This is a genomic window from Lacipirellula parvula, assembly GCF_009177095.1.
Lineage (GTDB): Bacteria > Planctomycetota > Planctomycetia > Pirellulales > Lacipirellulaceae > Lacipirellula > Lacipirellula parvula.
The window spans coordinates 1735407-1761925 of record NZ_AP021861.1 but is presented as its reverse complement, the minus strand read 5'-3'; the positions used below and the strand labels follow the sequence as shown (position 1 = coordinate 1761925).

Genomic DNA, 26519 nt, shown 5'->3' with positions numbered 1-26519 from the left:
TTCAGACGACTGAAGCCCCATACGAGAAGGAAGGAATCTATGGCCGACGCCCCTCCCCAACTTGCGCTTGGCGACGTCGCCGCACGGCAACTTGCGAACGCGACGAAGACCCCGCCGCAGATGTCGACGATCACCCCCCGGTGGTTGACGCATCTCCTGCCGTGGGTTCCGGTGGAAGCCGGCATTTACCGCCTGAACAAGGTGAAGGACGCCTCGCGCGTCACCGTCGCCTGCTCTCGCCGCGATGAGCGAGATCTGCCTGAAACGTTCGTCGACTACGACGAAAATCCCCGCGAGTACATGCTCAGCGCGGTGACGACGATCGTCGACATTCACACCCGCGTCTCCGACCTCTACAGCGTGCCGCACGACCAGATCGGCGAGCAACTGCGGTTGGCGATCGAAACGGTCAAAGAACGCCAAGAGAGCGAACTCCTCAACAACAAGGAGTACGGCCTGCTCACCAACACGGCGCCCGGCATGCGGATCAAGACCCGCAGCGGCCCGCCGACGCCGGACGACATGGACGAGCTGATCGCCCGCGTCTGGAAGGAACCTGGTTTCTTCCTGGCCCATCCGCTCGCGATCGCGGCGTTCGGTCGTGAATGCACCCGCCGCGGCGTGCCTCCGGCCACGGTGACGATGTTCGGTTCGCAGTTCATCACTTGGCGCGGCATCCCGATCTTCCCCTGCGACAAGCTGGGCACCGAAGGGGGCAAGACGAGCATCGTGCTGATGCGCACCGGCGAGTCGCGCCAAGGCGTCATCGGCCTCTACCAACCTGGCCTACCGGGCCAGCAAGGGATGGGACTTTCCGTCCGTTTCATGGGCATCAGCCGCAAGGCGATCGCATCTTACCTCGTGTCGCTTTATTGCTCCGCCGTCGTCATGACGGAAGATGCGCTCGGCGTGCTCGATAACGTGGAAATCGGAAAGTACCATGACTATCAACATCTCTACAGCAAGTAGTCGCGACCTCCCCGCCGGCTTGCCGCAGAGCACGGGCTCGCTGCCTCAACCGCAGTTGGGCCGCAGCCTTCCTTGCGATGGCACGCTGCTGGAGGGTGCGCTCACCCGTTTGGCGAACGAACTGTACGCCGCTCCTCCCGGGGGCGCGGCGTACGGCATGCAGCCGTTGTCGATCGGAGCCGTGCCGGGCGGAGCGCCTGGCTCGGTCCCCGGAATGCCGGCGGGTCCGAACAGCTTCACGCCCGGCGGTTCAGCCGGCGGGTTTGGTGCGCCGCTGCCATCCTCTCCGCAGGGGTTCATGGGGGGCAGCGGTGGAGCGCCGGCGCAATTCCCTGGCGGTGCAATTCCAAGTACTGCGCAAGGCCTCGGTTCGCCGTCGGTAACGCAACCGCACGTGCCGGCGTCTGGATTCGGCTCGACGTCGCAGTTACCAGGAACGCCGGCAGTGAGTGGATTAGACTTAACGCCAGAGAGTTCGTTGAACGCTGGCGGCGGCACGGCGTCGCCCACGCCGCCGTTTCCGACGACCGCCGGCCAACAGCAAAGCGGCGTGTCGCTCCCTGGCGGCCACCCGCCGCAGACGTTGCAATCGGTCGACGACGATCGCCTGCAATCGGCACTGGAGCACAGCAACATCTCGGGCGTGCCGACCAATCGCAGCGGCGCGCCGGCCAGCGGCGTCAACAGCGGTCCGTCGGTGGTTCCCGCGTCGTCGCACGCCGTGAATCGCGTCGAAGATGGCTCAACGTTCTATTTTCTGAACGAAGCTCACCAGTTCGCGCGGTTCTCCGCGCCGCCGAGCGATTTGCTGCCGGTGCCGGGAGTCTCGCTGCCGTCGTCGGCGCCCCGCGTGAGCCAGCCGATCCCGACGGGCGGCCTGGCGCTGCATCAGCCGTTTAGCGTCGAAGCCATCCGTCGCGACTTCCCAATTCTGCAGGAACGCGTCAACGGCCATCCGTTGGTGTGGCTCGACAACGCCGCGACGACGCAGAAGCCGCAGTCGGTGATCGACCGCATCGCGTACTTCTACCAACACGAAAATTCGAACATCCACCGCGCGGCCCACGAACTCGCCGCTCGCGCGACCGATGCGTACGAAGACGCACGCAACAAGGTGGCGAAGTTTCTCAACGCTTCCTCAAGTAGCGAGATCGTGTTCGTCCGCGGCGCCACCGAAGCGATCAACCTCGTCGCCAAGAGTTGGGGACGCCAGCACGTCGGCAAGGACGATGAAATCGTTCTGACGAACCTGGAGCACCACGCCAACATTGTGCCGTGGCAGATGCTCGCCCAAGAGACTGGCGCCCGCATTCGCGTCGCCCCGGTCGACGACGACGGGCAGATTCTGCTCGACGAGTACCAAAAGCTGTTCACCTCGCGGACGCGGCTCGTGGCGTTCCCGCAGGTGTCGAACGCCCTCGGCACGATCACGCCGGCGAAGGAAATGGTCGCCATCGCGCAGCGTTACGGCGCCCGCGTCCTTGTCGACGGCGCCCAAGCCGTCTCGCACATGCGAGCCGACGTGCAATCGCTGAACGCCGACTGGTACGTGTTCTCCGGCCACAAAGTATTCGCTCCCACCGGGATCGGCGTCCTCTACGGCAAGCGCGACTTGCTCGAGTCGACGCAACCGTGGCAGGGCGGCGGCAACATGATTCAGGACGTCACCTTCGAGAAGACGATCTACCAAGGGGCTCCGAATCGTTTTGAAGCAGGCACTGGCAACATCGCCGATGCGGTCGGCCTTGGCGCCGCGATCGACTATGTCGAACGGCTCGGCATCGAAAACATCGCCCGCTACGAGCACGACCTGCTCGTCTACGCGACGCGGGCGTTGCAATCGATCGACGGCCTGCGGCTGATCGGCACCGCGCCCGAGAAGGCGAGCGTACTGTCGTTCACCCTCGCCGGGCACGAGAACGAATCGATCGGCAAGGCGCTCAACGCCGAAGGGATCGCGGTTCGCTCGGGGCACCACTGTGCTCAGCCGATTCTCCGCCGCATGGGCGTCGAGTCGACCGTGCGGCCGTCGCTGGCGATGTACAACAACGTCGACGACGTGAACCGCCTGGTCGAGGCGATTCACCACGTAAAGTCGGGCAGCATTGGGTACCGCTCGTAAGGCAGGTGGCTTAGCTGACCGCCTTCCTAGCCCCGGGCTCCGCCCGGGGGTCATTTCGCGTTCCGCAAAGCGTTACGTAACGTCACGCTACCCCCTGGCGGAGCCAGGGGCTAAAAATCGTTGCGGCGGGATGTTCTACTTGAGCACGCAAGAAGAACTTGCCAGTTCCACCCGCAACGAGAGTCAACCGCGATGCACATCTCCGTCTACAGCACGAAGCCGTACGACCGGCAGTTTCTCGACGCGGCCAATCTCGAAGCCCAGCATCAGTTCCGTTACCTCGACGAGCGACTGAGCGAACACACCGCGGTGCTGCAAACCGGTTCCGACGCGGTCTGCATTTTCGTGAACGACGGCTGCGACGCCGTGGCGATGGAGCGACTCGCCCGCCAAGGCTGTCGGCTCATCGCGCTGCGGTGCGCGGGATTCAATAACGTCGACTTGAAGGCGGCGGAGCAGCATGGCATCAAAGTCGTCCGCGTGCCGGCTTACTCGCCCTACGCCGTCGCCGAGCATACGCTCGCCCTCATCCTTTGCCTCAATCGCAAGATTCACCGCGCGTATAACAGGGTTCGCGAAGGGAACTTCGCGCTCCACGGCCTGCTGGGGTTTGATCTGCACGGAAAGACGGTCGGCATCGTCGGCACGGGCAAGATCGGCGTCATCCTGGCGAAGTCGCTACTGGGACTTGGTTGTCGAGTGATCGCGCACGATCCGTTTCAATCTCGCGAGCTCATCGAGCAGGGCGGATCGTACGTCGAGCTCGATGAAATCTGGCGGCACTCCGACGTGATCAGCTTCCACTGCCCGCTCACCCCCGAGTCATACCACCTCGTCAACGATGAATCGATCGGGCTGATGAAGCGTGGCGTGATGCTCGTGAACACGAGCCGCGGCGGGCTCGTCGACGCCGAGGCGGTCATCCGTGGCTTGAAGAATCGCCATATTGGTTCGCTGGCGCTCGACGTGTACGAACAAGAGGCGCCCCTCTTTTTCGAGAACCTGTCCGAAACGATTATCCAGGATGATATCTTTCAGCGGTTGCTGACCTTCCCTAACGTGCTGATCACCGGGCACCAGGCCTACTTCACCGACGAGGCGTTGCGAAACATTGCCGAGACGACGGTGCACAATCTCACCGCATTCGAACGAGGCGAGACGCTGGCGAACGAAGTGACCGCCGCTCATGCAGCAAAATAATCCCCTCCCTCGCAGGGAGGGACTAGGGGAGGGATTTCATACTTCGCAACTGGAAAGCTCTCCGGCCGAACGCGAGCGCCGCTGTCGGGCTGCGATTTTGCCCTCTTTTACCGGGCAATGTTGCCGCTCCCCCAACGAACTCCTTGGGTTATGATGACAGATTGCCTGTACATCGTTACCCTATGGGTTTCCCGCAGTCCCTCCTTCCGCTCCGCCCGCCGCCATGTCTTCGACATCGCCCTCCCCTACCCTGCCCAATGTCAAAGCTGGTTCGTTGCGCGATGAGCTTTCGTCGCTGCGAATCGACCGCAGCCAGGCTCGCCGCAGTTCGCCGCTCGCGCTCCTGGCGTGGGGGCTGCTGCTGTTGGCGATCCTCGGCGCAATCGGCGCCGCGGGCTACGTGGCATTGAAGGATCAGCTGTTCCCGCTGCCGGAAGTTGCGGTCGATTCAGTGCGCGTCATGACGCTGGGCCAGTTAAAGACGGAGCTGACCGCCACGGGGTATCTCGAATCGCGTTGGCAGGCCGCCGTCGGCGCCAAGGTGCCGGGCCGCATCGCCGAGATCCCGGTTGAAGAAGGAACCGAAGTGAAGGCGGGCGACGTACTCGCCGAGCTTGAGCATGCCGACCTCGACGCGATGCTCGAATCGCGCAAAGTCGCGGTCGCTTTGGCGGAAGCTCAAGTTGCCGAAGCCAAGTTCAATGCTGAGCAGTCGCAACGCGATTTCAACCGCGAGCAAGACGTCTTCAAGCGTAACGCCGGCACAAAGGCCGCGCTGGAAAAGGCGCAAACGACTCGCGACGCGAACAAGACGATCCTGCAAGCTCGCGAAGCCTCGGTCGCGGCGGCGAAGAATGCGGTGAAAGAGGCGGAAGAGGCGATTCGCAACATGTTTATCTACGCCCCGTTCGACGGCACGGTGGTGACAAAGGACGCCGAGAAGGGCGAATCGATTATGCCGGGCGGGATGGGCGCCAGTTCAGGCCGCGGCTCGGTGATCACGCTCGCCAAACTTGATGAACTCGAAGTCGACACCGACGTCAAAGAAGACTATCTGGGGCAGATTCGCAAGGGCCAGCCGACCGAGGTGGTCGTCGACGCCGTCCCCGATCACCGCTACCGCGGCAAGCTCCGCGAAATCATCCCCATGGGCGACCGCACCCGCGGCATCGTCAAGGTGAAGGTCGCGATCCTTAACCCCGACGAACGGCTGTTCCCCGAGCTGAGCGCGACAGTCTTCTTTTTGCCCGACCAAAAGGAAGGCGACGCGAACCAATCGGAACGCAAAGGGATCTTTGCTCCAGTGACCGCCATTCAGGGCGAGGGCGAGGAAAAATTCGCCTGGGTCCTCGAAGGCGACCGAGTGCGTAAAGTCTCCGTGACCACCAAGGGCGACGCCGACGGTGGTTTGATCGAAATGGCCTCGCCGTTCAAAGGGGGCGAAATGCTCGTTACCTCGCCGCCGCCGGGTCTCAAGGAAGGCGCGCAGGTGAAGATGGCGGAGTAAGGACTTGAACCGCCAAGGACGCTAAGGACGCCAAGGGAGAATACAACTCCGCGATCTTCGTCCCAACAGTGAGCCGACCGCGTTCGTTGTCTAAATCCGCAACAATACCTTTCATTTACTGACCAGATCATTCGCATTCGCCACGGCTCGCACGTTCGCCAAGCTTTCTCCTTGGCGTCCTTGGCGTCCTTGGCAGTTAAATCCCCCAAAAGCCAGGGATCGTTAAGCAGTCATGTCCGATCACCAAGACAGCGTCGTTCAGCTCGTTGACGTCACCAAAGGCTTCTGGCGTGAGAAGGTCGTAATTCCCGTTCTCACGAACACTACGCTCCACATCCCCCGCGGCGATTTCGTCGCGGTGATGGGCCCCTCCGGGTCCGGCAAGTCGACGCTGCTCAATCTGTGCGCAGGCCTCGACCGCCCCACCACCGGGGATGTGATCGTTAACAACCAGAACCTGGGAGATCTCTCCGAAGCGGGCCTCTCCAAATGGCGGAGCGAGAATCTCGGCTTCGTCTTTCAGAACTACAACCTCATGCCGGTGCTGTCGGCACTTGAAAACGTCGAGTTGCCGCTGCTGCTGACTCCGCTGTCGCGGAGCGAACGCCGCAAGCACGCTGCGGCAGCGCTGCGAATCGTCGGCCTCGAAGACCGCGCCGATCACTACCCGCGGCAACTCTCCGGCGGTCAGGAGCAGCGGGTTTCGATCGCTCGGGCACTGGCCAACGACCCCGTGCTGCTGCTCGCCGACGAACCGACCGGTAACCTCGACGCTCAGAGCGCCGAGGAAGTCCTGGCGCTCATGCAATCGTTGAATGAACAGTTCGGCACGACGATCATCATGGTGACGCACGATCCGAAGGCGGCCCGCAGCGCGAAGCGCTTGTTGCATCTTGAAAAAGGTACCTTCGTGCAGGCCGACATCGATGCGTTGGAGGCGACGCGATGAAGTATTTCCCGCTGATCTTGCGGAACGTATTTCGCAACAAAGTTCGCTCGACGCTCACGGCGATTTCGATTGCAATCAGCCTTTTTCCGTTGATGCTGCTCTATGCGTTCCTCGATTTGCAGGACGACATGGCGAACAGCACCGCGCAGTACAACCGCGTCGCCGTGCTGCATGAAGGCGGGCTAGCTGGCCAGTTGCCAATCGCCTACGTCGATCGCGTTCGCCGCCAATCTGGCGTGAAGAATGCGATTCCGATGTCGTGGTTTGGCGGGAACTATCGCGAAGAACGGACTCAGTTCGCACAGTTCGCCACCGATCCGAAGGTTTTCTTCGAAGTCTACCCGGAGTTCACCTGCCCTCCCGACCAGATTGCCGCCTGGCAAGCCGATAAAACCGGTTGCCTGGTGGGGACGCTGCTCGCCGCGAGCAAAGGCTGGAAGGTCGGTGATAAAATTCCGTTGCAAGGAAACATCTACCCCGTCGATCTCGAACTCACCGTCCGCGGAATTTTCGACGGACCTGAAACGTCCGACCGTTCATGGCTCGTGTTTCACTTCGACTACTTCGACGAGTCACTGAAGGAAGCGCGAGCGCCCAACGCCGGCAACGCAGGCATTATTATGTTGCGGACCGACTCGGCGTCGAAGATGTCGCCGGTGATGCAATCGATTGAGAGTTCGTTTGCTAGTTCGGATGCGCCAGTCAAGCCGATGACCGAGAAGGAATTCGGCGCGTCGTTCTTAGAAATGATGGGCAATGTCCGCGGCTTCATCCGCATGACGGCGACGGCCATCGTCATCGCGCTCGTTTGCGTCGCAGCGAACACCATGGCGATGGCTGTGCGGGAGAGGACGCGCGAGATCGCGATGTTCAAAGCGATCGGGTTCAACCAAAACACCATTCTCGGAATGTTTCTCGCCGAGTCGGTCGCCATCGGCCTGCTCGGCGGACTGATCGGCGGGGTCGGCACGAAGTTCTTGTTCTGGTACATCGACATGAGTGCGGTCGATCCAGGACTGGCGATGTTCTACGTCCCCTGGAGAACCGCGCTGTGGGGCGTCGCGCTCGCCGCGGCCATCGGCCTGTTCAGCGGCCTCATCCCTGCTTGGCGCGCCGCCCACGTCAGCGTCATCGAAGGACTTCGCAAGGTCGTGTAGTTTCGACTCGCCCACCGCATTCATTCTCCGGTAGCCGCCATGGTTCCGCTTAAATACAACGTTCGCAGTCTCCGCGCCCGCAAGGTCGGCTCACTGATGACCATCTTTGGCATCGCGATGGTCGTGTGGGCCAGCATTTTTGCGTTTGGCTTGTCGTCAGGTCTCGACAAAACGCTCGAAATCGCCGCCGAGCCGCTCGACGTGATCGTCCTGCGGAAAGGTTCCACCTCCGAGGCGGTGAGCGCCGTCACCGAGTCCGCTGCGCGCGAGATCAAAGCGCTGAAGGGCATTGCGACGAATGCCGCCGGCACGCCGCTGGCCGCTTCAGAACTGGTCGTCTTCGCGTATTTGCCGCGGCGCGGCGCGGAAATCAAAGTGAACGTCTCCGTTCGCGGCGTCGACAGCGTCTCGCGTGCGCTACGCAAAGAAATGACAATCGTCGAAGGCCGCGAGTTTAAAGAGGGAGTGCGGGAAGCGATTGTCAGCCGCGCCATGGCGAACCGCTTCCAGGATCTTGGCCTGGGCGACAAGTTCAAGGTGGATGGCGCCGAGTTCGAGGTTGTCGGCATCTTTGAAGCCGGCGGCGGAGCGGTCGAATCGGAAATTTGGACGGACCAGGCAGTGCTCGCGCAGATCGCCAAGCGAACCGGGGCAATGTCGAGCATGCAGTTCCGTGCAGCCAGCGCAGCTGATCAAGAACGGCTGATTAACCACATTAAGAACGACGAGCAGATCGATCTCGGAGCGCTCACGGAAAAGCAGTACTACGCCGAGCAGGCCGCCCAAAGCAGCCTGATCAAGTTCGTCGGCTACATCATCGCTTTCGTGTTGACGGTCGGCGCAATGTTCGCCGTCGCGAACACGATGTACGGGGCCATCGCGTCACGCGCTCGCGAGATCGGTACGCTTCGCGCCCTCGGTTTCGGCCGCTTTAGCATTCTCTTCGCGTTCATGCTCGAGTCGCTGCTGCTCTGCGTCACCGGCGCCGCTCTCGGCTGTCTGGCGGCGCTCGGCGTCAACTTCCTGCTTGGCGGCATTCAAACAGGCACGATGAACCCCGGCACATTCACGGAAGTCGCCTTCTCGTTTGATTTCGGCCCGATGATCCTCCTGCAGGGCATCCTCCTGGCCGTGGTGATGGGCCTCATCGGCGGCTTCCTGCCCGCCTTCCGCGCCGTCCGCATGAAAGTCGTCGACGCCCTCCGCGAAGTGTAGCCGCGGCTCAACGAGCCGCCGGAGCGGACGCCGAACGATTCTCCGCCGCCAGAGGCTGCATCAGCGCGCGAACATGCTAAAGTAGGCCCGACGATAAACGCGAGATCGGCGGCGGTCAAACGTCCAATCGTCGCCACTCCGGCGGGTCGTAGACCCGCGGCTACCTGACCATGCTCGACGCGAGGCCCCATGACGCTTACGCCGTTTGACTGGACCGTCATCGCCCTCTACTTTGCCGCCAACTTGGCCATTGGCCTCTACTACGCCCGCCGCGCCGGCGGCGACGTTGGCGAGTTTTTCCTCTCGGGTCGCAACGCCCCTTGGTGGCTGGCCGGCACGTCGATGGTCGCCACGACCTTCGCCGCCGACACGCCGCTCGCAGTGACCGGCATGGTCATCGACAACGGCATCGCGGGGAACTGGCTGTGGTGGAACCTGGTGATGAGCGGCATGATGACCGTCTTCTTTTTCGCCCGGCTGTGGCGCCGCAGCCGCGTGATGACCGACGTCGAGTTCGCACAGCTACGCTACTCAGGGAAGCCGGCGGCGTTTCTGCGCGGGTTTCGCGCCCTCTACCTCGGCATTCCGATCAACTGCATCATCCTCGGCTGGGTGAACCTGGCGATGCTCACCATCTTGCGAACCAGCCTCGGCGTCGACGATCGGACGGCGCTCTACATCCTCGTCGGCATCCTCGTTTTCACTGCGTTCTACACGACGCTTGCAGGTTTGTGGGGCGTGTTAGTGACCGACATGCTGCAGTTTGCGCTCAAGATGACGATGGTCATCTTGCTCGCTTACTACGCCGTGCAGGCCGCGGGTGGCGTTGATGCGCTGCAAGAGAAGATTATCGCCCTCGACGGGGCGAGCGGCCGGAGCGGCTCGCGGCTCGATTTCCTGCCGCCGCTCAACTCCGCTTGGCTGCCGGCCGTCGCGCTCGGCACCTATCTCGCGGTGAGCTGGTGGGCGAGTTGGTATCCCGGTTCCGAACCGGGCGGCGGCGGGTACGTTGCGCAGCGAATTTTTTCCGCGAAGGACGAACGCCACGGTGTGTTGGCAACGCTGTGGTTCAACGTCGCCCACTACGCGTTGCGGCCGTGGCCGTGGATTTTGACGGCGCTCGCCGCGCTCATCCTCTCGCCCGAACTCGCCGCCAGCAAAGATCGCGAGGCAAGCTACATCGCGATGTTCATGAACCCCGACATTTTTCCGCCACGTCTGCGAGGCTTCATGATCGCGGGATTTGCCGCCGCTTACATGTCGACGATCGCCACGCATCTCAACTGGGGCGCCTCGTACGTCATCAATGACTTCTACCGCGCCTTCGTCAAACGTAGCGCGAGCGAGCGGCACTACGTCTTTGCCTCACAACTGGCGACCGTGCTGATCATGATCGTCTCGCTGCTCGTCACCTATTACCTGCGACTGCACGAGAAAGGGATCAAAGACGCCTGGAAGCTGCTGCTCGTCACCGGGGCCGGCACCGGAACGGTTTACTTACTGCGTTGGTATTGGTGGCGGATTAATGCTTGGTCGGAAGTCGCAGCGATGGTCGTCGCGGCGAGCGTTTCGCTCTTCCTGCAACTCGGACCGCTGCAGTGGCGTTCGAACGACGAGCAAGAGTTCGCTTACATTCTGCTGACGACGGTGATCGTGACGACGATTGCGTGGGTCGCCGTCACCTACCTCACCGGCCCCGAGCCGCAGGCGAAGCTGATTGCCTTCTACGAACAAGTCCGCCCGGCAGGCCCAGGTTGGGCGCCGGTTCGCCCGCTCGTGAATCCCGCCCATGCCAAACCCAGCGAAAGCATCGGCCTGCAGTTCGCCAATTGGATCGTCGGCTGCACGCTGATTTACTCGTCGCTCTTCGGCATCGGGCACTTGGTGTTCAAAAACTGGCTTCCCGGAGCCGGCTTGCTCGCCCTCGCCTGCGTCTGCGCCGCGATCATCTCCCGTAACCTAAACTTGCAACAAGAGTAGCCGCGGCTCACCGCTCCGGCGGGTCGTTGACCCGCGGCTACCGAATTCAACCCCAGCCATTCGCATGCAACTTCAGCTTCTCTTCTCGAACACCCCGCGGACGCTGCCGGCGCTCAACGCTTTTGTTCGCGAGACGCTCCGCCAGTACCCGTTCGACGACGCGACGGCCGACAAGCTGGCGCAGTGCATCTTCGCGGCGGCTGAGAATGCAATCGCGAACGCCTACCCCGACGGCGAAGCAGGCGAAGTGAAACTGCGCGTGACCGAAGAAAATGGGAGACTCGAATTTCGCATCCGCGACTACGGCCTGCCCCAAGACGTCGCCGCGCTCGAACGCCGTCTGCACGATGCGGCGCAACCCGCCGGCGTCCATTCACTGGCATGGCCCGGCTTGGAGGCCGTCGACGAGATCCACTGGATCGGCTTCGGCCGCGAGGGGAAAGCGATTCAGATCATCAAGTGGCTGCACGACAGTCATATCGCCGATAGCGACGGTGCGGCTGAATTGACGCCGTTTAACGCCGAAGCGCCGCTCGCTCCGCCTCAAGAGTACGAAATTCGCCGCATGCGGCCTGAAGAGGCGGTGCAAGTCTCGCAGTTGATGTACCGCGCCTACGGCAACACTTACCTTAATGAAGACGTCTACTACCCCGACCGCGTCGCCGCGCAAGACGCCGCCGGCACGGTGATTTCGTTCGTCGCCGTGGGAGCAGGTGGAATCGTCGTAGGCCATTATGCCCTGGAGCGCGGCGTCGACGGACCGGTGGTCGAAGGGGGACAAGCGGTCGTCGACCCGTCGCATCGCAGTCGCGGGCTGCTCGACCGCATGAAGGAAGCAGCGCTCGCCGAAGCTGCACGCTTGGAACTCCTCGGTTGGTTCGCCGACGCGGTGGCGGTTCACACGCGCACTCAGCAGTCGAACATCAGCCACGACGGCCGCCTCTGCTGCGTCGATCTGGCGATCGCCCCCCGCACCCAGCAGTTCCGCAACATTTCGACGGACTTGCCGCAGCGTATCACTTGTTTGATGTTCTTCCACTGGCTCACTGAGCCGCTGCCGCGGACGATCTTCGTCCCCGAGCGTCATCAGCCGATCGTCGCGGAAATTTACGCAAAGCTCGGCGCCGCGGCGACTTTCGGGCCGGCGTCTAAAGCTGCCGGCCACGGCGCCATCCGCATCTCGATCTCGGCGACGCATGCCACGATCCGCGCGGAACTGCTCGGCGGCGATACGGCTCACCAAATTCGCCACGCGAAACGCGAGATCGTCGAACGCTCGCACGCCGAAGTCGTTTACGCGGAACTGCCGCTAAGCGATCCCGCGACGCCGTCCGTCGCAGAAGCGTTGGAGGAAGAGGGGTTCGGATTCTTAGGCGTCGCCCCCTGCCACGCGCTGGCCGGCGACGACCTGCTGCGGCTTGCCTACCTCGTGGAACCGCTACAACGCGAGCCGATCAAAACCGCCGACGAATTCTGCGGCCGCCTCGTCGACTACGCCCTCGCCGAGCAACACCGCGTGCAAGCCAGCCTGTAGCCGCGGGTCAACGACCCGCCGGAGCTCCATGGCAAATCGCTGCCTCGCTCTAGCCCCGGGCTCCGCCCGGGGGTCGCGCTACGTGAGGTAACGCATCGCGGAATGGCAACCCACCCCCGGGCGAAGCCCGAGGCTAAAGCGCAGCGGCAGCGAGCGGTATCGACGCCAATCTCGTCCAGAGACCTCCTCGAAAATTCGCTCTCAGCATGCGACAATCACGGGTCGCCTTTTCGAATTCTCGCCGCCACTGCTTCTCGCCACATGAAACCAATCCGCAGACTCCTCGCCGCCAATCGCAGCGAAATCGCCATCCGCGTCTTCCGCAGCGCCCACGAACTCGGCATCCGCACCGTGGCGATGTACTCGCACGAGGATCGCTACGCTCTCCACCGCTTCAAAGCGGACGAGGCCTACCCGGTGGGCAAGGAAGGGCAGCCGCTGCAGTCGTACCTCAACATCGACGGCGTGATCGCGCTGGCGAAGCAGCACGACATCGACGCGATCCACCCTGGCTACGGCTTCCTGTCGGAGAACCCGAAGTTCGCCCAGGCCTGCGCCGACGCCGGCATCATCTTCGTTGGTCCGCGGGTCGAACTACTCGAGACGCTCGGCGACAAGATCAAGGCTCGCGAAGTGGCCGTGCGGATCGGCGTGCCGGTCCTCGGCGGGAGCGACAAGCCGATCGTCGACGCGGCCGATGGTTTGAAAACTGCCGAGAAGCTCGGCTTCCCGATTATCTTGAAGGCGGCCCACGGCGGCGGCGGGCGCGGCATGCGCGTCGTCAACGATGCGAAAGACTTTGCCGATTCGTTTGAATCGGCCCGTCGCGAATCGCTTACCGCGTTCGGCAGTCCCGACATTTTCGTCGAGAAGTTCATCAAACGAGCCCGCCACATCGAGGTGCAACTCCTTGGCGACAAGCATGGCAATCTCGTCCATCTGTTCGAGCGTGATTGCTCGGTGCAGCGGCGACATCAAAAGGTCGTCGAAATTGCCCCCGCGCCGAACCTGCCGCAGGGTGTGCGCGAACGTCTCTGCGAAGCCGCGGTGCAAATCGGCGCCGCGGTGAAGTACGACAACGCCGGCACGGTCGAGTTCCTGGTTGATGCCGACACGAACGAGCTTTACTTCATCGAAGTGAATCCGCGGATTCAGGTCGAACACACGGTCACCGAAGAAGTGACCGGCATCGACATCGTCCGCTCGCAGATTCTCATTGCGCAGGGCGAACCGCTCAGTAATGCGGCGATCGGCATTCCTGCGCAGTCGGCCGTCGAGACGACCGGCTTTGCGATTCAGTGCCGCGTGACCACCGAAGATCCTTCGAATCGCTTCATGCCCGACTACGGCCGCGTCACTCACTACCGGTCGGCCGGCGGCATGGGCGTGCGGCTCGACGCGGGGACGGCGTTTTCCGGTGCGGTCGTCTTCCCCTACTACGATTCGCTGCTGGTGAAGGTGAGTGCGTGGGGCCGCACGTTCGTCGACGCGACGCACCGCATGGAGCGCTGCCTGCAAGAGTTCCGCATTCGCGGCGTGAAGACGAACATTCCGTTTCTCACTCGGCTGATCACCGATCAGACGTTCGTTGCGGGCGACTGCACGACGCGGTTCATCGACGAGACGCCGTCGCTCTTCGATTTCGTCCCACGCCGCGATCGGGCGACGCGGCTGCTCACCTACATCGGCGACGTGATCGTCAACGGCAACGCGATCGTGAAGGGCCAGCCCCGCGCTCGTCGCCGCGAGCCGGCGGTGCTGCCGGAGGCCGATACGCACGCGCCGCTCCCCAAGGGGACGCGCGACCGCTTGAAGGAACTCGGCGTCGCCGGGTTTACTAAGTGGGTCAAAGAGCAGAAGCCGCTGTTGTGGACAGACACGACGATGCGCGACGCCCACCAGTCGCTACTGGCGACGCGGTTCCGCACCTACGATTTGGCGGTGATCGCCGACGCCTACGCCCGCAACTGCGCCGACCTCTTCTCGCTCGAAATGTGGGGCGGGGCGACCTTCGACACCTCGATGCGATTCCTCAAGGAATCGCCGTGGCAACGACTCGAATTGCTGCGTAAGAAGATCCCGAACATCTTGTTCCAGATGCTGCTCCGCGCCTCGAGCGCCATGGGCTACGCGAACTATCCCGACAATGTCGTGCGGGAATGCGTCCGCGAGTCGGCGGCGGCGGGGATCGACGTCTTCCGCATTTTCGACGCCCTTAACTGGACGCCCAACATGCGGGTCGCGATGGAAGCGGTCCAGCAGACCGACGCCATTTGCGAAGCGGCGATCTGCTACACCGGCGACATCCTTAACCCCAAGCGGTCGAAGTATAGCCTCAAGTATTACGTCGAGTTGGCGAAAGAGCTTGAGCAGATGGGCGCCCACATCCTCGCGATCAAGGATATGGCGGGCCTTTGCAAGCCGCATGCGGCGTCGGTGCTCGTGAAGGCACTGAAGGAAGAGATCGGCATTCCGATTCACTTCCACACGCACGATACGGGGGGCGTCCAAGCGGCCTCGATCCTCAACGCGGCAGAGGCCGGCCTCGACATTGCCGACGGCGCCCTCGCCTCGATGTCGGGCGGCACGTCGCAGCCGAACCTCAACACGATGGTCGAAGGCCTGCGGTTCACGCCGCGGGCGTCGAACCTCAACGCCGAGGCGCTCGACGCGATCTCGGAATATTGGCGCGAGGCCCGCGAGTTCTATGCCCCGTTCGAAAGCCCGATCCTCGCCGCCGGCGCCGACCTCTACCAGCACGAAATGCCGGGCGGGCAGTATACGAACCTGTTCCAACAGGCTCAGGCACTCGGCTTGGCGTCGCGGTGGCTGGAAGTTTGCCGCGTCTACGCCGACGTCAATCAACTGTTCGGCGACATCGTCAAAGTGACGCCGACGTCGAAGGCGGTCGGCGATATGGCGCTCTTCCTCGTGGCGAACGATCTCAGCTGCACTGACTTGATGGCAAGCGAGCGCGAGCTGGCGTTCCCGCGGTCGGTGCTCGACCTGCTTGGCGGCAAGATGGGGCAAACGGTCTTCGGTTTCCCGCCGGAGGTACAGGCCCGCATTCTCCGCAGCGAGAAACCGGTGGAAGGCCGCCCCGGCGACACGCTGCCGTCGGCCGACTTCGCCGCGGCCAAGGAAAGCATCGCGAAGCTGACCGAAGGCGAGCCGACGCCGCAAGACGTCGTGTCGCACTTCATGTATCCGCAGGTGTTCGAGCAGTTCGCTCAGCATCAGCAGCATTATGGCGACACGGGCGTGCTGCCGACGCCGGTGTTCCTCTACGGCATGGAGTCGCAAGAGGAAATCGCCGTCGACATTGAGCCGGGCAAGACGCTGATCATCAAGTTCCTCACCGTGGGCGAACCGCACGCAGACGGCACTCGCGGCGTCTTCTTCGAACTCAACGGCCAGCCGCGCGAAGTGACCGTCACCGACAAGTCGCTCGTCAACGAAGCGACTGTGTCGGCGAAGGCCGATCCAAACAACGCCAAGCAAATCGGCGCCAGCATGCCGGGCATGGTAGTGCTGGTGGCCGTGCAAGCGGGCGAGAAGGTCGCCAAGGGGCAAAAGCTGATGACGCTCGAAGCGATGAAGATGGAGACGACGATCGCCGCCGACGCCGACGGCGAAGTGGCGACCGTGCACGTCGGCACGGGTAGCCAAGTTCAAGCAGGCGACCTGCTGATCACGCTCGCGTAGGCGCCGTTATTTGGAACCGCGTTCTTCTGCCTCTTCATCATCTTCGGTATCGAGATGAAAGCGGTGCATTAGCCGGTGTAGAATCGGCGCGAGGATGAGGCCGCTGATGAGAATCAGCGCCAGACCGCTGTAGAGGGCGTACCAGCCGGCAAAGCATTTGCCGCCCCACGTTTCCATTGGCTGCAGCGGTCCCATCCCGGAGAGAATCATCGAGGCGTTAGCAAAGGCGTCGATCCACGCCATCGACTCGAAGTGATGGTACCCCGCCATGCCGGCGAGCAGCGAAATCGCGATCAGCACGAACGCTGCCAGCAAATTGATGCCAAGCCGCCGCGCAAAGCCGTTGCGCGACAACAACGGCTCGCTGCGTGATTCGTAGTTGAAGACGTGACGAATCACAGGTAGCTTCCTTTGTCCCGGCCGCGACAGCCGTCGGGGCGTCGCCGTCAATAATTATACCTCGCGGCGACGCCGTCGACGGTTCGGCAATTTCTCGGGGGTTCCGCAGCCGGCCCGGTCGGCGCTGCGTGGAGCGGGGGTTAGAATTGCCGCTTCTCAACTGTTCTACCTAATCGTCTGAATCCGCTGCCATGAACATCGCCATCGGCTCCGACCACGCCGGGTACCGCTACAAAGAACTGATCAAGTCGCACCTGCAAGCGGCAGGTCATACGGTGAAGGACTTCGGCACAAATTCGCCTGAAGCCGTCGACTATCCCCTGTACATCCGCCCCGCAGCCGAGGCGGTGGCGAGCGGCGAGTGCGAGCGCGGCATCGTCCTCGGCGGCTCGGGTAACGGCGAAGCGATCGTCGCCAATCGCGTCAAAGGCGTCCGGTGCGCCCTCTGCTGGAACCTGGAATCCGCCAAGCTCGGCCGGCAGCACAACAACGCCAACGTGATTTCAATCGGCGAACGGATGGTGACCGAACAGATGGCCCTGGACATCGTCGACGCCTGGCTGGCAACGCCGTTCGAAGGTGGCCGCCATCAGCGGCGGATCGATCTGATCGACGCGGTGTAGCCTGATGGCGTCGCCACAACGCTGGGCGCTTAACGCTTCAGTCAATTGGATGGTGGAGGCGGCCAAGAGCCGGAACGACCAACGATGAACGGCAACGCTGCGGCAAAAACCCAACCTGGCTGCCAGTTCGCCAGCGACAACACGGCCGGCGCTTGCCCCGAGGCGCTGGCGGGATTCCTCGAAGCCAATGAAGGCTGCCAGCTCTCATACGGCAACGACGCCTATACGCCCGCCGTTGCCGATCGGCTGCGCGAGCTGTTCGGCTTAGACTGCGACGTCTACTTCGTCTTCAACGGCACCGCGGCGAACTCTCTGGCTGTCTCCACATGCTGCCAGCCCTACCACAGCGTGATTTGCGCCGACGTGGCGCATCTGGAAACCGACGAATGCGGCGGACCTGAGTTTTTTTCCGGCGGGGCCAAGCTGCTGCTCGCGACTTCCGTGCATGGCAAGCTCGAGGTTCCGTCCGTCGAGGAACTCGTGACGCGGCGAACCGACATTCACTATCCAAAGCCGCACGTCCTCAGTATCACGCAATCAACGGAGCTTGGCACCGTCTACACGCTGGACGAATTGGCGGAACTAGGAACGGCGGCAAAACGGTTGGGTTTGAAGGTCCACATGGACGGCGCTCGCTTCGCCAACGCCGTCGCTGCGCTCGATGTTCCCCCTGGAGAGATCATCCGCGCCGCGCAGGTCGACGTCCTTTGCTTGGGGGGCGCCAAGATTGGCCTCCCCATCGGCGAGGCGGTCATCTTCTTCAATCGAAAACTGGCAGCCGACTTCGCGTACCGCTGCAAACAGGCCGGCCAACTCGCCTCGAAGATGAGATTTCTCACCGCCCCCTGGTTGGGGCTGCTTTCCAACGACGCTTGGCTCAAGCACGCACGCCACGGCAACGCGATGGCGCATCGGCTCTCCACAGGACTGCAACGACTGCCCGGCGTCGAGGTGCTGCATCCCACTGACGCCAACGCGGTGTTCGTCGCGTTGCCGGAGCAAGTCCACCGGCATCTTGCCGAGCGCGGCTGGCGCTATTACACCTTCATCGGCCGCGGTTCGGCGCGATTCATGTGCTCGTGGGCCACGGCTCTCGCCGACGTCGATGAGTTGCTCGCCGACGTTAGCGTCGTGATCTCGGCGCGTTAGACGACGCAACGCCCGGCTCGCCGGCGCGAGCTGGCCGCCACGCCGACCGCCGCGGCGACCATCAGCGACGCGCTGGCCGGCTCCGGAATCGAGGAAATGATGTCGCCGCCGACGCCGCTGCCGTTGTTGCCGGCAACCGTCGTCCAGCGTTCAATCGTGAAGTTGAAATTGCTGAACGCATCGTAGTTTTGATTCTTCGCCGAACCGATCATCACGTAGATCGTATCGCCGACGACCAGCTGGCCGAGGTCTCGCACAAACGACTTGATCGAACCGTCGGTCAAGATTGATTCGATCGAGCCGATCAGCGTGTTGTTGACGAACACCATCAGTTCCAAGCCATCTTCATCGCCGATCTTGGAGGCGTCGCCCTTCGAGAGCGTGCCGCCGGTCAGACGATAGACGCCGCCTCCGTCGTCTGCTTGGAGCGTGTAACCGGCAATCGTGTAGAAACCGGCTCGCCCCGGATGTCCGGCATCGAGGCCGAGCGTGAGATAGTCGTCGCCGCGGGCTTTGCCGTTGAATGAAGTCGTTGCAGCGCCGGTGGTGTTGTAAGCGCCGGCGATCGAACTCCACTTGAGATCGCTGAACTTGCTGGCATCGCCGAGTTTGCCGGACGAGCTCCACTGATACTTCCAACCAGCGGCCGGCCCTCCGGTCTTAAAATCTTGCCGAAAACCCGCGACCGATTGCCACTGCTGCACCGGTTGCGGAATCGGATTCGGATCAGAGGCCGGCAATGAGTCGTACTTCTGCAGCGTGAAGTTGAAGTCGCGGAACAGATCGTAATTGTTGTTCTTGCCAGAGCCGACCATCACGTAGATCGTATCGCCCACCTTGAGCGAGCCGAGATCTCGATCGAAGTTCGTCCCCAGCGAAAATTCTGAAACGTCTACCGACGCCAAGCGCGTGTTGTTGAGATAGAACAGCATCGTCAGGCCGTCTTCACCCGGAAAGGCGACGGTATCGTTTTTCATAATCGAGCTGCCCGTGAGCCGATACTTGCCGGCGCCGTCGTCAGCTTGCAGCGTGTAGCCCGCAATCGTATAACTCCCCGGCCGACCGGGATGCCCGCCTTCGGCGTTAAGCATCAGGTAATCGTCGTTGTGCAGAGTGCCGTTCCACTCCCGCGTCGCTCCGCCGGTCGTGTTATAGGCGTTGGCCGAGGAACTCCATTGCAGTGGCACGTACTTGCTGGCGTCGCCGACCGCACCGGTGTTCCACATGTACTTCCAACCGGTCGCCGGACCGCCGGTCTTAAAATCGTCCTGATAGTCGGCGACGGTGGTCCAAGTCGGCGTCGGGGGATTCGGATTGGGGTTCGGATTGTTCGTCGCGGGATCGAGCGTGATCAACCGCCGGACGAGCTTTGCGTCGCTCCAACGATTCCACGCCCCTGCCTGGCTGTCGGTGTAGTAAGCGTAAAAGCTCTGCCCCGTGTGGGTCGGATCGGCCCCAGTGCCGATCAAGGTGGGATACATCTGCTCGCCGGGGGTGGAAACCACGACCTGCCGCGGCGACCACGTGACGCCGTCGGTCGACGACGACATGTAGAGATCGTTGTTTCCGTTCATATTGGGCCAAGCGGAGCTCATCATTACCAGCCCGCCCAGGTAGTCGTTGTACGAAACGCTCGACCAGGCGTTGCCGGGGTTGCCGACTTCCAGCGGTGATGACTTGCCGCCGAGACCTGGCTGCGTCCAGCCGCCGTCGTAGTACTTTGAGAAGCTGGTTCCCTGGTACGTCGACGCGTTGTTGAAGATGTCGGCGAGCGGTGCCCGCGCGACGGCCAGTTCGCTACTGCCGCCCCCCTCGAGATAGTCGCGGTAGTAAATGTAAAGCTGGTTGTTCATCACGGCGAACGATCCGCCGCCTACGTCAATCGATTGTGTTCGCTGCGACATCGGCACGTCTGGTTCAACGACGAGTCCGAGGTCGCGAAAGTTCAGCCCCTGCGAGTCGGTGGAAATCGCCATGCCCAGCACACTGTAGAAGTCTTGCCCGCTGCTCGCATGCTTCTCCGCGTGATAGATCATCAACCGCTTGCCGGACGCGGGGTCCGTGTACACTGGCCCGCCTGCCACGTAGTTGTAGGCGCCGGGCGGCAAGCCGGCGATGTTGACGGTGCTCTTCGACATCGCCGGATTTGCGAGCGTGCCGGTCGTGCGAATGGGGGCGCTGCCATTGGCGCCGTAGAAGTCGTATTGCCCGTTGCCGAGCGGGACGACGCCAAGATTGCCGTCGGCCCAGTAGTTCAAGCCCAGACTGTTACGCTGATTGGCCGTGTACAGGACTTCCGCATCGCCTACTGAATAAACGAGCGCAGCATCCGTTGAATTTGCGACAAATGCGCCGACGGCCAGCGTCGCGCAAGCGACGAGTTCACGAATGCGGCGAAATTGAGGCGAGGAAAGTGCGCAGCGTCGCGCAGGTGCGTTCGCAATCATGGCGGCCAATCAAAGTCGTGGGCGGAAGGTGTCCGAAGATCGACGCCGTTCGAGTGCGGCATCCTTCGCCCCGACTGAAGAGGGGAACTAAGTTCCCGTCGGGGGGCCGACCTTTTCCAGTTTGATTGGTCGGAGCGCCGTGTCCAGAAATTGCCGGCTGGCGCACGCGAAAACGGCCAGTCGACGCCGGCAGAATCGGCCGCGATGCGGCCGTTTAGCGATGGATCGCACCGATTATGCGGATCCGCCGGACTTGCTCACATGCGGGCCGGCGTTTGCAGATCGCCGGCGCCCCGCTCGACCTCGCGTCCGCATTACGGGACGAACTTCACCGCCGCTTCCCACAGATGCTGCGGAGCGATGAACAGCAGGATGCTCGCCAGCGAGCAGACCGAGCCGGCAATCGCCGGGGCCAGCGACACCTTCGAGGTTTCGCCCGCCGGAACTGGCTCAAGGAACATCACGGCGATGAGCCGCAGATAGTACCAGGCCGAGATCGCCGCATTGGCGGCCAGGACGATCGCCAACCACCGGCCAAGCGTGGTGCCATCGCCCCAACTCGCCAGGAACAGGTTCAGCTTGCCGAGCATGCCCACGGTTGGCGGCAAACCAGTGAGGCTGAACAAGCAGACGGCCAGCGCCAAGGCGACGGCCGGGTGAACGCGGCTGAGGCCGTTCAGGTCGCTGACGTTACGCAGCGGAGTCTTCTCGCTGTTGACGCCGGCGATCAACGCGAACACGCCGATCGTAATCAATCCGTAGGTAGCGAGGTAGAACAGCAGGGCGCCAACGCCGTCAACGTCGTTGGCGCCGCCGTCGACCACGAGACCGATCAGCATGTAGCCGGCGTGGGCGACGCTGGAGTAGGCCATCAGGCGGTAAAGATTATTTTGCCGCAGGGCGAGCAGGTTGCCGAACGTCATCGTCACGAATGCCAGCGCGGCCAGCAGCACGCGAACCGACGGCCCGTCAACCGCTTCCGCAACGCCCAGACCGCCCACAAGCGGCAGCAACCGCAGCAGGGCGACGAAGCCAACGACCTTCGGTACGAACGACAACAAGGCCGCGGCCGAGGACGGAATCCCTTGGAACACGTCCGGAGCGTAAAAGTGGAACGGCACGGCGCCGATGCGAAACGATAAGCCGGCGATCAGCAACGCGACGGCGATCTTCACCAGCGTCGCGGATTTCTCTTGGTCTTCGACGCCGAACGATTGAGCAATGCCGGCCAGATTCGTCGTTCCCGCGGCGCCGTACAGCATGCTCATGCCGTACAGCACGATCGCCGACGAGAACACGCTGAGCAGCATATACTTGATCGCGGCTTCCTGGTTCGCCTCGCCGCGTCGCGGCAAGTAAAGCAGCACGTAGGTGGGGATGCTCACCAGTTCCAGCGCGAGGAAGAGTACGATCAGATCGTTGGCTAGCGCCGTCAGGTTCACCCCCGCGAGAATCGCCAACAAGCATGCCTGCGATTCAGCGGAGTGCCCCTCGTCGATCTGGTCGATCAGGACGATCGAAATGATCGCCCCCAGGGCGAGCGTCAGGCCGCGGACGTACCAAGTGAGCGCGTCGGCGCGGAACGGCCCCGTATCGAGCGGCCGCGCGGCGTCGGAAGTCCACCACATGAAGCCGGCGCAGCCGATGGCCACTAGTGCCAGGGCTCCCCAACGGCGACGAAGTCCCGGCGCCGCGACGCCACCTTCCGTCACGAAGAACGGACCGGTGATGAACATCACACAGATCGTCATCACCAGAATCAATTCTGGTGCGAGGTAGTGGACGCCGTTATTGAGTTGTTCGATGGCGGTCGCCATGGTTCTTACTGCTCCTGCCGTTCAGGGCTTTGTGCTTCGGCGACTGCCAAGGCTTTGACCTCGATCGGCGTCCGTCCTTCATACAATTTGGCGACTGCCTCGACGTCGGGCCGAATGACGTCGATCAGCGGTTGCGGCTTCACGCCGATCCACAAGCACGCGGCGGCCAGCGGAATCACCGCCGCCAGTTCACGCAGCGAGATGTCGCGAATCGGAGCGTGGTGGCCATGATCATGATCGTGAACCGCCGGCTCTTTGAGCTGGCCGAAGAAAACCCACTGCAACATCGACAGCAAATACCAGGCGCCAAGCACAAGGCCAGTTGCGGCCGCGGCGGCGTAGTACGGATTCCGCTTGAACATGCCGGCCAGCGACAACATTTCGCCAGGGAAGCCGTTGAGGCCCGGCAGGCCGACGCTCGCCATCGAAACGAACACCATAATCGCGGCCATTAACGGCAACCGATTCGCCAGCCCGCCGAGGTCGTCCATCATGCGGGTGTGATACCGCTCGTAGAACATGCCGACGATGAGGAACAAGGCGCCGGTCGACAAACCGTGGTTGATCATCTGCAACACGCCGCCGGTGATGCCTTCCACGTTCAGGGCGAACAGCCCCAAGATGCAGAAACCCAAGTGGGCCACGCTGGAGTAAGCGACCAGCTTCTTCACGTCGCGCTGAATGAGTGCACAAAGCGAGCCGTAGACGATGCCGACGATCGACAGAATCGCCGCCGCCGGCATGCCGATGGTGAGGCACGCATCGGGCAGCATCGGCAGACAAAACCGCAAGAAACCGTAGGTGCCGAGCTTCAGCAACACGCCGGCCAGCAGCACGCTGCCCGCGGTCGGCGCTTCAACGTGGGCCAGCGGCAACCACGTGTGGAACGGGAAGACTGGCACCTTGATCAGGAAGCCAACCGAGAGCGCCAGGAAAGTCGCCACCTGCAACTCGAACGGCATTGGGTGGGCTTTGTACCAACCCGCAAGTTCGGGCAGCGAACAAGGCGAAGTCAGACCTCCCTTGGCGGCGTAGGTGATCAGCGTGATCAACCCGAGTAGCGTCACGAGGCTGCCGGCCAGCGTGTAGAGGAAGAACTTCACTGCCGCGTAACGACGTTGCGGTCCGCCCCAGATCGCAATCATGAAGAAGAGCGGAATGAGCGTGAACTCGAAGAAGACGTAGAACAGCACCGCATCGAACGCGCAGAACACGCCGATGACGCCGCTCTGCAAAATGAGCAGCGCGGCGTAGAACTCAGATTCGCGCTCGTTGATCGCTTCCCAAGAGCAGAGGACGCACGCCACGGTCAGCAGCGTCGTCAGCACGATCATCACGACGCTGACGCCGTCGAGACCGAAGTGAAACTCAAGCTTGATCGCGTCGGCGGCAGCTTCGGGCGTCGACGTGTCGCCGATGATTTCCCACACGCGGCGGTATTCAACCCGCGGGTTGATCGGCGAGTCGCTCGCCGAGGCGCCCTGCTCTGCTTGCAACGCGCGGTAATCGGCGGCCAACTGCAACGACAAGGCGAGCGCGACCAGCGATCCCCCGAGAGCGATCCAGCGGGCGGAGCGTTGCTGAGAAACGCCCGAGAACAGGAGCAACAGCCCCCCCGCTCCCAATGGCACCAGCAGCAAGATGAACAGAAGTTGGATCATTTAGCCGTCGCTAATCGAAATGAAATCGTGAATGTCGTGAACTCGAACTGCAATCGCGGTTAGCGATCGAACAGCCCAAGCATATATCCCATGCAGGCCAAGGCGCCGACCCACATCATCAACGCGTAGCTCGAAATGTACCCAGTCTGCAGCAACCGTGGCGCCGCGCTGAGGATTCGCGGCAACGCCCCGACGCCGTCGACGATGCGGTCGATCACATGGACGTCGAACAGGAAGCAAAGTTTGGCGAGCCCCCGCAGCGGCATCACCAGGATCGCCGTGAAGATCTCGTCGAGGAAGAACTTGCGCGATGAGATGTCGTAGGCAAAGTTCAGCCCTTGAGCGAACTTCGCGGGGAGCATCGGGTTCTTCACGTACATGAACCACGCCGCCGCGATGCCGACCAGCGCGATAATGCCGCTCTGCACCATCAGGTTGATGTGGAAGACGTGCTGTTCGATGTGAGCGAAGCCGGGCGTGTGTTCGAAGTAGTGAGCGAACAGATGAGTGATCGCTACCGCGCCGCCCGCGGTCAGGGCGCCGACCGCCAGGATACGCAGTGGCCACGCCATCGCAGGCGGAGCATCGTGCGGGTGGTGGCCTGCTTCGGGCGGAGTCCGCTCAGGGCCCCAGAACGTCATGAAGTACGCGCGGAACGTGTAGAACGCCGTGAGCAACGCGGTGATCGTCGCGATCCAGTAGACAGCGGTGAACGCCGTGCCGTACTTCTCGCTGTGATGGCCCGCTTCATGGAGCACGGCGAGGATTTCGTCCTTGCTCCAAAAACCAGCGAGCAGCGGCACGCCGGCGAGCGCCGCGGCTCCGCACAAGAACGTCCAGTGAGTGACCGGAATCACTTTGCGAAGCCCGCTGAAGCGACGCATGTCGATGACGTCGCCCATCGAGTGCATCACGCTACCGGCAGCGAGGAACAACAGTGCCTTGAACACGCCGTGCGTCACCAAATGGAACATGCCTGCAGTGGCGCCGGCCGTGGCGAGTTCTGCCCCAGCGGCGCCGACGCCAAGGGCCATGAACATGTAGCCAAGCTGACTAACCGTCGAGTAGGCGAGCACCCGCTTGAGATCGGTTTGCGTCAGCGCGATCAACGCGGCAATCAACGCCGTCGTGGCGCCGATGCAGGAAATGAACACTTGAGCGCTCGGAGCGTACATGAACAGCGGCGTGCTACGGGCGACCAGGTAGACGCCGGCCGTGACCATCGTCGCGGCGTGAATGAGCGCGCTGACGGGGGTGGGGCCTTCCATCGCGTCCGGAAGCCAGACATGCAGCGGGAACTGAGCCGATTTTCCCATCGCCCCGATCAACAGCAAGAAGCAAATCGCCACCATGCGGGTCGGATGGTCGCCGGCAATGAGCGACAACTCGTCGGCGTCGAACAACACCTTCGAGAAGTCCATCGTCCCGAACGTATCCCAGATCAGGAAGATGCCGAGGATCAGCCCCATGTCGCCAATGCGATTGACGACGAATGCCTTCTTCGCGGCGGCGGCGGCGCTCGGCTTTTGAAACCAAAAGCCGATCAGCAAGTAGCTGCACAGACCGACAAGTTCCCAGAAGATAAACAGCTGCAGGTAGTTGGCAGAGAGGACCAGCATCACCATCGAGAAGACGAACAGCGACACGGCGCCGAAGAACCGCGGGTAGCCTTTGTCGCCGTGCATGTAGCCTGAGGCGAACACCGACACCAGGAAGCTGACGCTCGTGACCATCGTCAGCATCAGCGCGCTCATCGCATCGGCCCGCAGGTCGATGCGGACGTCGATCGAACCGACCTTCAGCCACGAGTATCCAGTGGCGATGGCCCCGACGACGCTCTCGTCGTGATCGGCGAATGTGCCGGGGACGACCTTCGTCACTAGCAAGATCGCGCAGACCATCGACGTGGCCAGCGCGAGCCAGCAGGGCCAGTGGCTCCGTTCGTGGAGTAGCGACTTGCCTAGCAGGGCGATCACCAACGCAGCCACGAGCGGAGCGCCCGGGATCAGCCACAGCACAAGTTGTTCGGTCGCGGGAGACATGGGGTATGGTGATCGGGGACTGGTGATCGGTAAGGGCGGGCGA

Annotated in this window: 17 protein-coding genes; 12 read left to right on the top strand and 5 right to left on the bottom strand. The window is 62.5% G+C overall.

What is annotated here, in order from left to right:
- Positions 1-39: 39 nt before the first annotated feature.
- The 10 genes from PLANPX_RS06705 (at position 40) to PLANPX_RS06660 (ending at position 16338) form a co-directional block, all read left to right on the top strand.
- On the top strand, positions 40-969 hold the full coding sequence (locus PLANPX_RS06705) for a family 2A encapsulin nanocompartment shell protein (protein WP_152097989.1): 930 nt from the start codon (positions 40-42) through the stop codon (positions 967-969).
- Positions 941-3091, top strand: a complete 2151-nt coding sequence (locus tag PLANPX_RS06700; protein ID WP_198421849.1) for a family 2A encapsulin nanocompartment cargo protein cysteine desulfurase — start codon at positions 941-943, stop codon at positions 3089-3091. The genes PLANPX_RS06705 and PLANPX_RS06700 overlap by 29 nt, the downstream gene beginning before the upstream one ends.
- A gap of 192 nt (positions 3092-3283) precedes the next feature.
- Positions 3284-4291 carry a 2-hydroxyacid dehydrogenase gene (locus tag PLANPX_RS06695; protein ID WP_152097988.1) on the top strand — a complete coding sequence of 336 codons (1008 nt, stop codon included), beginning with the start codon at positions 3284-3286 and terminating at the stop codon, positions 4289-4291.
- A gap of 223 nt (positions 4292-4514) precedes the next feature.
- Positions 4515-5798, top strand: coding sequence for an efflux RND transporter periplasmic adaptor subunit (locus PLANPX_RS06690; RefSeq protein WP_152097987.1), 1284 nt, complete (start codon positions 4515-4517; stop codon positions 5796-5798).
- Between the two features lie 232 nt (positions 5799-6030).
- On the top strand, positions 6031-6747 hold the full coding sequence (locus tag PLANPX_RS06685; protein ID WP_152097986.1) for an ABC transporter ATP-binding protein: 717 nt from the start codon (positions 6031-6033) through the stop codon (positions 6745-6747).
- Positions 6744-7904 carry an ABC transporter permease gene (locus PLANPX_RS06680; RefSeq protein ID WP_152097985.1) on the top strand — a complete coding sequence of 387 codons (1161 nt, stop codon included), beginning with the start codon at positions 6744-6746 and terminating at the stop codon, positions 7902-7904. Before PLANPX_RS06685 ends, PLANPX_RS06680 begins: the two co-directional genes overlap by 4 nt.
- A 39-nt stretch (positions 7905-7943) precedes the next feature.
- Positions 7944-9119, top strand: a complete 1176-nt coding sequence (locus PLANPX_RS06675) for an ABC transporter permease (protein WP_152097984.1) — start codon at positions 7944-7946, stop codon at positions 9117-9119.
- Positions 9120-9308: 189 nt separating this feature from the next.
- Positions 9309-11099: a sodium:solute symporter family protein gene (locus tag PLANPX_RS06670; RefSeq protein ID WP_152097983.1), complete on the top strand. Its 1791-nt coding sequence runs from the start codon at positions 9309-9311 to the stop codon at positions 11097-11099.
- Between the two features lie 64 nt (positions 11100-11163).
- Positions 11164-12633 carry an ATP-binding protein gene (locus PLANPX_RS06665; RefSeq protein WP_152097982.1) on the top strand — a complete coding sequence of 490 codons (1470 nt, stop codon included), beginning with the start codon at positions 11164-11166 and terminating at the stop codon, positions 12631-12633.
- 261 nt (positions 12634-12894) lie between these two features.
- Entirely contained in the window at positions 12895-16338 is a 3444-nt protein-coding gene (locus PLANPX_RS06660; protein WP_152097981.1) for a pyruvate carboxylase, read from the top strand.
- A 6-nt stretch (positions 16339-16344) separates the two neighbouring features.
- On the opposite strand, the gene PLANPX_RS06655 is transcribed toward PLANPX_RS06660, so the two are convergent.
- A complete protein-coding gene (locus PLANPX_RS06655; protein ID WP_152097980.1) occupies positions 16345-16737 on the bottom strand; it encodes a hypothetical protein in 393 nt (130 codons plus the stop codon).
- 191 nt (positions 16738-16928) lie between these two features.
- Here PLANPX_RS06655 and rpiB point away from each other — a divergent pair, with 191 nt between their 5' ends.
- Entirely contained in the window at positions 16929-17360 is a 432-nt protein-coding gene (gene rpiB, locus PLANPX_RS06650) for a ribose 5-phosphate isomerase B (protein ID WP_152097979.1), read from the top strand.
- Positions 17361-17444: 84 nt separating this feature from the next.
- Complete coding sequence (locus tag PLANPX_RS06645; protein ID WP_152097978.1) at positions 17445-18509, top strand: threonine aldolase family protein; 1065 nt, start codon at positions 17445-17447, stop codon at positions 18507-18509.
- Here PLANPX_RS06645 and PLANPX_RS06640 read toward each other — a convergent pair.
- The 4 genes from PLANPX_RS06640 to nuoL all read right to left on the bottom strand — a co-directional run bounded on the left by PLANPX_RS06640 (position 18506) and on the right by nuoL (position 26476).
- Positions 18506-20956 (bottom strand): hypothetical protein, encoded by a 2451-nt coding sequence (locus PLANPX_RS06640; RefSeq protein WP_152097977.1) that lies wholly within the window; start codon positions 20954-20956, stop codon positions 18506-18508. The genes PLANPX_RS06645 and PLANPX_RS06640 overlap by 4 nt on opposite strands.
- Before the next feature lie 314 nt (positions 20957-21270).
- Positions 21271-22773, bottom strand: coding sequence for an NADH-quinone oxidoreductase subunit N (locus PLANPX_RS06635; protein WP_152097976.1), 1503 nt, complete (start codon positions 22771-22773; stop codon positions 21271-21273).
- A 5-nt stretch (positions 22774-22778) separates the two neighbouring features.
- Positions 22779-24434 (bottom strand): complex I subunit 4 family protein, encoded by a 1656-nt coding sequence (locus PLANPX_RS06630; protein ID WP_152097975.1) that lies wholly within the window; start codon positions 24432-24434, stop codon positions 22779-22781.
- 59 nt (positions 24435-24493) lie between these two features.
- The gene (gene nuoL, locus PLANPX_RS06625; RefSeq protein ID WP_152097974.1) at positions 24494-26476 is read right to left on the bottom strand and encodes an NADH-quinone oxidoreductase subunit L; all 1983 of its coding nucleotides are present in this window, start codon (positions 26474-26476) and stop codon (positions 24494-24496) included.
- Between the last annotated feature and the right edge of the window lie 43 nt (positions 26477-26519).

Excerpts from the sequence above, each read along its gene's own strand:
- PLANPX_RS06705 (WP_152097989.1), top strand. The coding sequence starts at position 40 with ATGGCCGACGCCCCTCCCCAACTTGCGCTTGGCGACGTCGCCGCACGG.
- PLANPX_RS06700 (WP_198421849.1), top strand. The coding sequence starts at position 941 with ATGACTATCAACATCTCTACAGCAAGTAGTCGCGACCTCCCCGCCGGC.
- PLANPX_RS06695 (WP_152097988.1), top strand. The coding sequence starts at position 3,284 with ATGCACATCTCCGTCTACAGCACGAAGCCGTACGACCGGCAGTTTCTC.
- PLANPX_RS06690 (WP_152097987.1), top strand. The coding sequence starts at position 4,515 with ATGTCTTCGACATCGCCCTCCCCTACCCTGCCCAATGTCAAAGCTGGT.
- PLANPX_RS06685 (WP_152097986.1), top strand. The coding sequence starts at position 6,031 with ATGTCCGATCACCAAGACAGCGTCGTTCAGCTCGTTGACGTCACCAAA.
- PLANPX_RS06680 (WP_152097985.1), top strand. The coding sequence starts at position 6,744 with ATGAAGTATTTCCCGCTGATCTTGCGGAACGTATTTCGCAACAAAGTT.
- PLANPX_RS06675 (WP_152097984.1), top strand. The coding sequence starts at position 7,944 with ATGGTTCCGCTTAAATACAACGTTCGCAGTCTCCGCGCCCGCAAGGTC.
- PLANPX_RS06670 (WP_152097983.1), top strand. The coding sequence starts at position 9,309 with ATGACGCTTACGCCGTTTGACTGGACCGTCATCGCCCTCTACTTTGCC.
- PLANPX_RS06665 (WP_152097982.1), top strand. The coding sequence starts at position 11,164 with ATGCAACTTCAGCTTCTCTTCTCGAACACCCCGCGGACGCTGCCGGCG.
- PLANPX_RS06660 (WP_152097981.1), top strand. The coding sequence starts at position 12,895 with ATGAAACCAATCCGCAGACTCCTCGCCGCCAATCGCAGCGAAATCGCC.
- rpiB (WP_152097979.1), top strand. The coding sequence starts at position 16,929 with ATGAACATCGCCATCGGCTCCGACCACGCCGGGTACCGCTACAAAGAA.
- PLANPX_RS06645 (WP_152097978.1), top strand. The coding sequence starts at position 17,445 with ATGAACGGCAACGCTGCGGCAAAAACCCAACCTGGCTGCCAGTTCGCC.
- PLANPX_RS06640 (WP_152097977.1), bottom strand. The coding sequence starts at position 20,956 with ATGATTGCGAACGCACCTGCGCGACGCTGCGCACTTTCCTCGCCTCAA.
- PLANPX_RS06635 (WP_152097976.1), bottom strand. The coding sequence starts at position 22,773 with ATGGCGACCGCCATCGAACAACTCAATAACGGCGTCCACTACCTCGCA.
- PLANPX_RS06630 (WP_152097975.1), bottom strand. The coding sequence starts at position 24,434 with ATGATCCAACTTCTGTTCATCTTGCTGCTGGTGCCATTGGGAGCGGGG.
- nuoL (WP_152097974.1), bottom strand. The coding sequence starts at position 26,476 with ATGTCTCCCGCGACCGAACAACTTGTGCTGTGGCTGATCCCGGGCGCT.